This window comes from Pseudomonadota bacterium, assembly GCA_022361155.1.
In the GTDB taxonomy this organism is placed as follows: Bacteria; Myxococcota_A; Polyangia; order Polyangiales; family JAKSBK01; genus JAKSBK01.
The window spans coordinates 1-7,328 of record JAKSBK010000044.1; the positions used below are offsets into that span (position 1 = coordinate 1).

6 protein-coding genes are annotated in these 7,328 nt (G+C 64.8%); 1 reads left to right on the forward strand and 5 read right to left on the reverse strand.

Going from position 1 to position 7,328, the window contains the following annotated elements; all coding sequences use genetic code 11:
- Positions 1-432: 432 nt before the first annotated feature.
- From MJD61_01305 to MJD61_01325, 5 genes are all read right to left on the reverse strand, one after another.
- Complete coding sequence (locus tag MJD61_01305; GenBank protein MCG8553914.1) at positions 433-687, reverse strand: YggT family protein; 255 nt, start codon at positions 685-687, stop codon at positions 433-435.
- A gap of 119 nt (positions 688-806) precedes the next feature.
- Positions 807-1,736 carry a rhomboid family intramembrane serine protease gene (locus tag MJD61_01310; GenBank protein MCG8553915.1) on the reverse strand — a complete coding sequence of 310 codons (930 nt, stop codon included), beginning with the start codon at positions 1,734-1,736 and terminating at the stop codon, positions 807-809.
- Between the two features lie 18 nt (positions 1,737-1,754).
- Complete coding sequence (gene moaA / locus MJD61_01315) at positions 1,755-2,771, reverse strand: GTP 3',8-cyclase MoaA (GenBank protein MCG8553916.1); 1,017 nt, start codon at positions 2,769-2,771, stop codon at positions 1,755-1,757.
- Between the two features lie 226 nt (positions 2,772-2,997).
- Positions 2,998-3,738, reverse strand: a complete 741-nt coding sequence (locus MJD61_01320) for an ATP-binding cassette domain-containing protein (protein ID MCG8553917.1) — start codon at positions 3,736-3,738, stop codon at positions 2,998-3,000.
- A gap of 146 nt (positions 3,739-3,884) precedes the next feature.
- The gene (locus MJD61_01325) at positions 3,885-5,270 is read right to left on the reverse strand and encodes a Gfo/Idh/MocA family oxidoreductase (protein MCG8553918.1); all 1,386 of its coding nucleotides are present in this window, start codon (positions 5,268-5,270) and stop codon (positions 3,885-3,887) included.
- A 504-nt stretch (positions 5,271-5,774) separates the two neighbouring features.
- On the opposite strand from MJD61_01325, the gene MJD61_01330 reads away from it, so the two are divergent.
- Positions 5,775-7,328, forward strand: a 1,554-nt coding sequence (locus tag MJD61_01330; protein ID MCG8553919.1) for a protein kinase, incomplete at its 3' end; no start/stop codon positions are given.

Sequence of the window (7,328 nt, forward strand, 5' to 3'; positions counted from 1 at the left end):
AGCGATGATTCCTAGACACAAAAAGCGACGCATGATAGTTGCACCTCCTGGTTGGGTTTGGATCAAGGTGGGTTTGGACCTAAGGTGGGTTTGAACCAAGGTGGTTTGGATTGGGACGTCGCGCGTGAGTGGCTATTCACCAGACGCGGTAGCGCGACAGCAGCCTAATGTACGTTGAGCTATCATCGGGCCGCAACGCCCCGGCTCCGGTCGCACCTTCCGGCTCGGCCTCGGGCGCATGGTCGGAGCCCTCCAGCTTGGGGCACAGTTCCACGGGCCCCTTCGCGCCTTGCCCGCCTGTGGGCGCTGAGACTACACGCTGTGAGATCCTGCCGTCCTGGCCTCATCGTTGATTCGCGTTCATGGTCAAACCTCGCTCGCGGCCCGGGGTATCTGGGGATACGTCGGCTTCAACTAAGTCTTAACCCGACGCTAAACGGCCGTCGCGGCCGAGCGCAGCAGCTGCATGCCGACCTGAAGCAGAATCAACACGATCAGTGGAGACAGATCCAAGCCCCCCGTCTTCTCGGGATTGAGGATGGAGCGGATCGGGGCGTAGAGCGGATCGGTGATTTGACTCGTGATGTTTCGCGGGAACTGGCCCCGGTCTGGAACGACCCAGCTTAGAACTGCGTCAATGATGATAAGCCACGTCAGCCCTTCGAGGAGGGCGAGCATGATTGCCATGACACCACATCGAATCCCTGCATCGAACCCTGCACGCCCCGCCGTTCTCCCCTTCCTACCCGCGCGCGACAGCAGGCGCAAGCCCAACACGCGAAGTCGTGCTTCGTATGCCGGATAGCCTAGCTTCGCTTGCCGACTCCGCGAAGCTTTCGAGCAAGGTGCCCCGATGCCAGGTAGCCCCACAGGGCACCCACCATGAGGCCTGCGGTGTGGACTATGTTGGCCATGTTGAATAGACCGACATATCCCAGCACCAGCCACACCAACATGAAGGTGACGATCCCGTCACGGAGCCTGAGACCGCTGCTGGGATCGTAGCGGCCGTTTAGCCAGCAGTACCCTAGTAGGGCGTAGACGACTCCCGACATTCCCAGGAAGAAGGGGTTTCCTGTGAGCAGGTATTGAGCCAGGTTGGGAACCACCGCGGCGGCCAGGACGAAGGCCGCGAGGTACAGGGTTCCCTTGCGCTGCTCGACGAGGCCACCGAGGTCCAGCAGCCAGAACATGTTGAAGGCCAGGTGGAGCACGCCCAAAAAGAGGCCCGATCCCCCTCCGTGCAGGAGGATCGGCGTGACCAGACGCCACACCTCCCCCCGCATCACGGCGGCAAGGGGTGTGCCGTCGTGGACTTCCTGGGCCGTGCCGATCAGCAAATGGGGCGTTATGGCCAGTCCCGGTACGAGCCGCTCCAGGACGAAAAGCCCTACGCACACCCCGACCAGGGCCACCGTAAGCGGTCCGCGGCGGGGAGTCGCATGCCACGCCGTCCGAACGTCCACCACCCGGTGCCTCGAACGCCGGTCCTCCGAGGCTCGCTGCTTGCGGAGCCGCTGCGCTTTGGCCGCCAGCTCGCGATTGCGAGCGCTTCGGGGGTCGGCCTCGAAATCGGCGAGTATCGTCCTTGCCCCGGACAGCTCGCCTTCTTTGTAGACCCAGACCGACCAACCATCCGCGCTCTGCTGGATCGCCCCATCGATGTCCAATGCGTACAGGACATCGCGAAGCAAACGGGCGTCGCCCTCGCGTTCGAACGTGGCCAGCTGCCGCATCAGGCATTGACCCCGTTGTCACCCGCCCACTTGGTACATCTCCAGCTTCCGGTGCTCTGCGCCCGGCTGCGGTGTGAGCGACCGCGTCTCCGAGTAGCGGTCCGCTCGCTTGCTCCACGCCTCGCGCAGGACGGCGGCGATCTCGTGGTCGCTTGCGCCGGCACGCAGCCGATCACGCAGGCTGATGCCGTTGCTGGCGAAGAGGCAGCCCAGCAGGCGCCCGTCGGCCGTGAGACGCGCGCGGTTGCAATCGCGACAGAAGGGCTGGCTGACCGAGGCGATCACGCCGATCTGACTGCCATCGTCGAACGCGTAGCGGCGAGCGACCCTGTCGTGTTCGGTCTGGGGCATCCGCTGCAGGTTACCTGCGGCTCTCAGTCGATCGAGGATCTCACTCGCCCCCACCAGCGAGTCAGCACGCCAGCCGTTGAGCGTTCCCACATCCATGAACTCTATGAATCGCACGACGTGTCCAGAGCCCCGGAAGTGGCGGGCGAGCTCAGCGATGCAGTCTTCGTTCACCCCACGCTGTACCACGCAGTTGATCTTGATCGGCCGCAAACCGGCGGCCGCGGCGGCTTCGATGCCACGCAACACTGCCCCCGGTGCTGTGGTCGAGCCGGTCGCTCTGGCGAACACCGCGGGATTCAGGCTATCGAGGCTCACGGTGACTCGGTGCAGGCCTGCGCGGGCGAGCTTTGCTGCGCGCGCTTGCAGCAGAAACCCGTTGGTCGTCATGGCGAGGTCCTGCACCCCGGGCACCGAGGCAAGGCGTTCGACAAGGCGTTCGAGCTGGGCTCGCAACAGGGGCTCACCTCCAGTCAGCCGGACCTTCCGGAGCCCGAAGCGGCTCGCCATGGCGCGCACTACCCGCTCGACTTCTTCGAAGCTCAGCAGCTCGGCGCGGGGCATGAAGCCGTAGAGCTGACCTCGCTCCGGCATGCAGTAGCCGCAGCGGAAGTTGCAGCGATCGGTCACCGATACGCGGATCTCGCTTAGCGTGCGCCCGAGCTTGTCTTTGATGGGGGAAGGCATCCTCTGGGTCCACGGTGGCGTAGTCGAGTCTCCAGATACCACAAGATGACCGGTGAGGCGGCTGGCTTGCAGGGGCGAACGGCGTCCGAGGGCACCGCTTTGACCTCAGAAACCGACAGCCGGATGTGGATACAGCACGAAGATGCCGGTGACATTCACACAATTCTCCTGTCTCTGGAAGCGTCCCCGCGAGTGCCTGCAGAGGGAATCCGAGCGGCGTCCCTGTTCATGGTTGGCGTTCTCGAAGGAAGTCCCGCACAAAGCGATCGGCGGGTCGCTCGCGCAGATCCTCTTCCGTTCCCACCTGAAGGAGCCTGCCGCCGTCCATCACAGCCACGCGATCGGCCAGCCGAAAGGCCTCGCTCAGGTCGTGCGTTACCACGATGATCGTCTTTCTTACGCGCTCCTTCAACTCGAGGAACTGCTCGTGGATCTGGTGCCGCGTGACCGGGTCCAAGGCGCCAAAGGGCTCGTCCATGAGCACGTAGGGAGGGTCGAGCGCCAGCGCGCGTGCCAGCCCCACGCGCTGCCTCTGCCCGCCGGAAAGCTCGCGGGGAAAGCGTTGGGCGAACTCGGAGGGAGCGAGTCCGACCAGTTCCAGCAGCTCCCGGACGCGCCGATCGCGCCGGCCGGCGTCCCAGCTCTCCAGCTCGCACAGCAACGCGACGTTGCGGCCGACCGTCATGTGCGGAAACAGCCCGCCGGCTTGGATCACGTAGCCGATGCACCTGCGCAGCTCGATGATGTCGCGCTGACGGATATCGGTTCCGTCGACCGCGATAACGCCGCTCGTGGGCTCGACCAGCCTGTTGATCAGCTTCAGCGTCGTCGTCTTGCCGCAGCCGCTCGTCCCAACCAGGGCCAGGGTCTCACCGCCAAGCACATCGAGGTTCACGCGATCTACAGCCACCCGCGGCCGACCCTGCGGATCAAGAAACTGCTTGGTGACGTCCACCAGCCTGATCACCGCGAACCTTTCTCGCGCTACGCGCGTTTCGCTCCGGCCTCGACAATCCTACCGCAGCAAAACGGCCGAGTGCCGTCCCAAGGCTCCGGACCCGGCATGGTGTAGCGTCGCGGGGTCGCTTGTCGTGTCCGGATCGAGTCTAGGATCTAGTGTTGGGCGGCGAAGGGTCGCCGCGTGTTGTCCCAGCGTCCGCGAGTGAAATCGGGAAAGCTGGCCGGTGTGCCACCCCCGGCGACGGAAACCTGACTCAGCGTCGTCGGTACGCTCCAGGAGGCTGCGTCGTACACGTCCATGTCCGGTACCAACCCCTCCCGCATGCACTCGATCAGGCGGTAGCACATGATGAGGTCCATGCCACCGTGCCCCCCAGCCTTGCGTGCGAGGTCCCCCACGCGTCGCCACAGGGGATGCAGGTACCTTTTTTTGAACGGTTCTGGGCTTTGCCAGGCGTGCTCCTTCTGGCCGTCGATGTAGATCCGCGAAGGGTAGCCTGCAAAGGTGCCACCAGTGCCCGAAACCAAATTGAGCCGATCGTAGGGCCGGGGGCTCACGACGTCGTGCTGTAAGAGAATGCTGCGGCCGCGTGCGGTCTTTATCAGGCTGCTGTTGATGTCGCCGCACACGTAGCGCTCCTTCCATTTGGGGCTTTTTTCGGGGACGTGCTTGCCGCGGTAGGCCTCTAGCCCGAGCTGGGGCGAGCTCACCGATACGAGGTACTCGAAGCGATCTCCGCGATTGATATTCATATAGCTGGCGACAGGCCCCAAGCCGTGCGTCGGGTACAGATTGGCGTCGCGCCGGGTGTGAGCGAAGCGTCGCCATAGCCCTTCGCTCTCATCCCGAAACAGGAGCTCCCGTAGGTCGTGGATATACGCGGCCTCCCCATGGGTCAGCTGCCCCAAGAGCCCGTCGCGGACCATGCCGAGCACCATCAGCTCGTCGGAGCCATAGCAGCAGTTTTCGAGCATCACGCAGTGCCGCCGGGTCTTTTCCGACACGTCGACGAGCTGCCAGCACTCCTCGACGCTGGTGGCGGCTGGCACCTCAAGACCCACGTGCTTGCCCTTGTTCATCGCGTCCACTGCCATGGGCACATGCCAGCGCCAAGGCGTTGCAACCACCACGAGGTCCACGTCGTCTCGGTTCGCGAGCCGCTCGAAGTCCCGTTCGCCCCTGGCGTAGACCGCCGGCGGCTCCTGCCCGGCCTGGGCGACGAGGTTCTGGGCCGCCGACGTCTTGTCTTGCACGGTGTCGCACACCGCCGTGACCTTCACAGCATCTACGGCGAGGAAATCGCGCAGCAGACCCATTCCGCGTGCGCCCACGCCCACCATGCCGAGGCGTACTTCGCTTCTCGGCTCGAAAGGCATGTCGAGCACGGGCGGATGCTCGAGCCGTGTTGCAGGGGCTGACGTAGAGGGCGACGGTTTGCGTGGAAGGGCGCAGCTTGTGCTCGCAACACCTACGCCGGCTGTGATGCCAGCAGCGCGCCTGAACAGCGCTCGCCGCGACAGGACCTGGCTATTGGGCATTCGGTACCTCGGCTTTCAGTTTCAACGCGGGCGGACACCCGGGCTTGAACCCGCCGCCGGCCGAACGCGCGACGCCACCCACGGTCGCGGGTTTCGGAGGGAGCACCCTCCTTCAGTTGGAGGAATGGGTCAAGTCCCGCGAACCCGCCCCGCGTCGCACCGGTGTCCTGGAACAGGAATCCCTCACCCGATTCGCTGGCCTTTGACGCCGATCGAACCAGCGACCGCCCTTCGCATATCCTTGAAATATCTATACTACTACGGCATCGATTCGCTGATCCCTTTGCCGCCAATTGCTTACCGGGTCGCCAAGTGTTGCTGTGCTGGGACACTACAACACACTGCACAGAGTGACAGAGAGCTGGCCTCGACTGCGGATCAGCGGCCATCGCAACCGCGTCGGGCAAGTCGGCTCGAAGTTGGTGACCGATGCGGGGTAGTCGGCGCTTGCTCAAGACTGCTGCAGTTTGACTCGCCGTACACCATGCCGCAGTTTGTGAGGAGATGGCGGTTGCTGACCGCGGCGCCCTGGCTCGACAGTCCCGCCCCACCGATGCTTTCGTGGGGATATGGGTGGCGGGCCGCTATCTGGTCATCGAGCGACTGGCGGTTGGGGGCATGGCGCGGGTCTATCGGGCGCGTCCTCGCGGCGGGGGACCCGACGTAGCGCTGAAGATCCTAGAGGTCGATCACACCGACGCCGAACGTGCCGACTTCAGCGCACGCTTCAGGCGCGAGGCAACGGTGATAGCCCGTTTCAAGCATCCGAACATCGTGCGTCTGCTCGATTTCGGCCGGGATCCAGGGGGTGCCTACTTCATGGTGATGGAACTGCTGCAGGGCATCGCCTTGGATCGATTGCTGCGCGAGGAAGGGCCGCTACCTCCTGTGCGGGCGCTCAACATCGTGTTGCAGATCGCGAGCGCACTCGGTGCGTCCCACGCCGGGGGCGTCGTGCACCGCGACATCAAGCCGGGCAACGTGATGCGGGTAGGCCGCAAGCGTGGGCCAGACGTGATCAAGCTCCTGGATTTCGGGCTTGCCAAGAGCATCTACGATGCGTCGCCTCTCACGCGGACTGGCTTTTTCTTGGGATCGCCGCGCTATGCGTCTCCCGAGCACACGAACCCTCGCACCGTGGATCAGCGTTCGGACGTGTATTCGCTCGGCGCCATGCTGTACGAGATGCTCAGCGGCCGCGTGCCGTTCGACCATCCCGACCCGGTCACCGTGTTGCTGGCCCACGCCAAATCACCGGTTCCACCGTTGCAGCTGCCGGAGGGACCCGCTCCCCCTGGGCTCGAGCGACTCGTGTTTCGCTGTCTTGCGAAAAAGCCAGCGGAGCGCTTCGAATCGATCGCGAGCTTGCATGCCGCGCTTCTGGCCGTGCGCAACAGCCTTCGGGTGCACGGTGCGCGGCGTCCCTCCAATCCAGACGAAGGCGCCGACCTGTGGGAGGTCACGCGCCTGTGGGTCAAGCGTCCTGCGGCTACCGTGCCGCTCGCGCCGCCTTGGCCGCGACAGCCACAGGAACCGAGCTCTAGTCGTGCCAGGCCCCTGCTGATGGGGCGCCGCAGCGGGCGCGTCCTGTTCGCGGCGGCCGTCCTGATGGGACTGCTGCTCGGCTTGACGGCTACACTAAGCCTCGGTGGCCAGGGAGGCGCCCCAGCGCGTCGAGCCGCGCCGTTCCAGACCCGCATCGATCACCAGCCTCCGGCCGCTGCATCGATTGGCAACCGCATGACCGATCCGCGCGCGCAGGCAGCCGCGTCCTCGTCTGCAGGCCGTTTTCCAGGGTCTCAGGAGCGCAGCGACGAGAGCTCAGATGGTCTCGACGATATCTCCGGCGCTTCGATTGTGGATCGGCCGCTACCACGGGGACCTCGACCGATCGGGCTCGCCGGTTCCATCGAGCCATCCAGTATCACCGAATCGCCTGGCTCCACCGAATCGCCTGGCTCCACCGAATCGCCTGGCTCTGCCGAATCGCCTGGCTCCACCGAATCGCGGCGCCGCTCGTACCGCCGGTGGGGTCGCGCCGGCGGGATCGTCCATTCG

Excerpts from the sequence above, each read along its gene's own strand:
- MJD61_01305 (MCG8553914.1), bottom strand. The coding sequence starts at position 687 with ATGGCAATCATGCTCGCCCTCCTCGAAGGGCTGACGTGGCTTATCATC.
- MJD61_01310 (MCG8553915.1), bottom strand. The coding sequence starts at position 1,736 with ATGCGGCAGCTGGCCACGTTCGAACGCGAGGGCGACGCCCGTTTGCTT.
- moaA (MCG8553916.1), bottom strand. The coding sequence starts at position 2,771 with ATGCCTTCCCCCATCAAAGACAAGCTCGGGCGCACGCTAAGCGAGATC.
- MJD61_01325 (MCG8553918.1), bottom strand. The coding sequence starts at position 5,270 with ATGCCCAATAGCCAGGTCCTGTCGCGGCGAGCGCTGTTCAGGCGCGCT.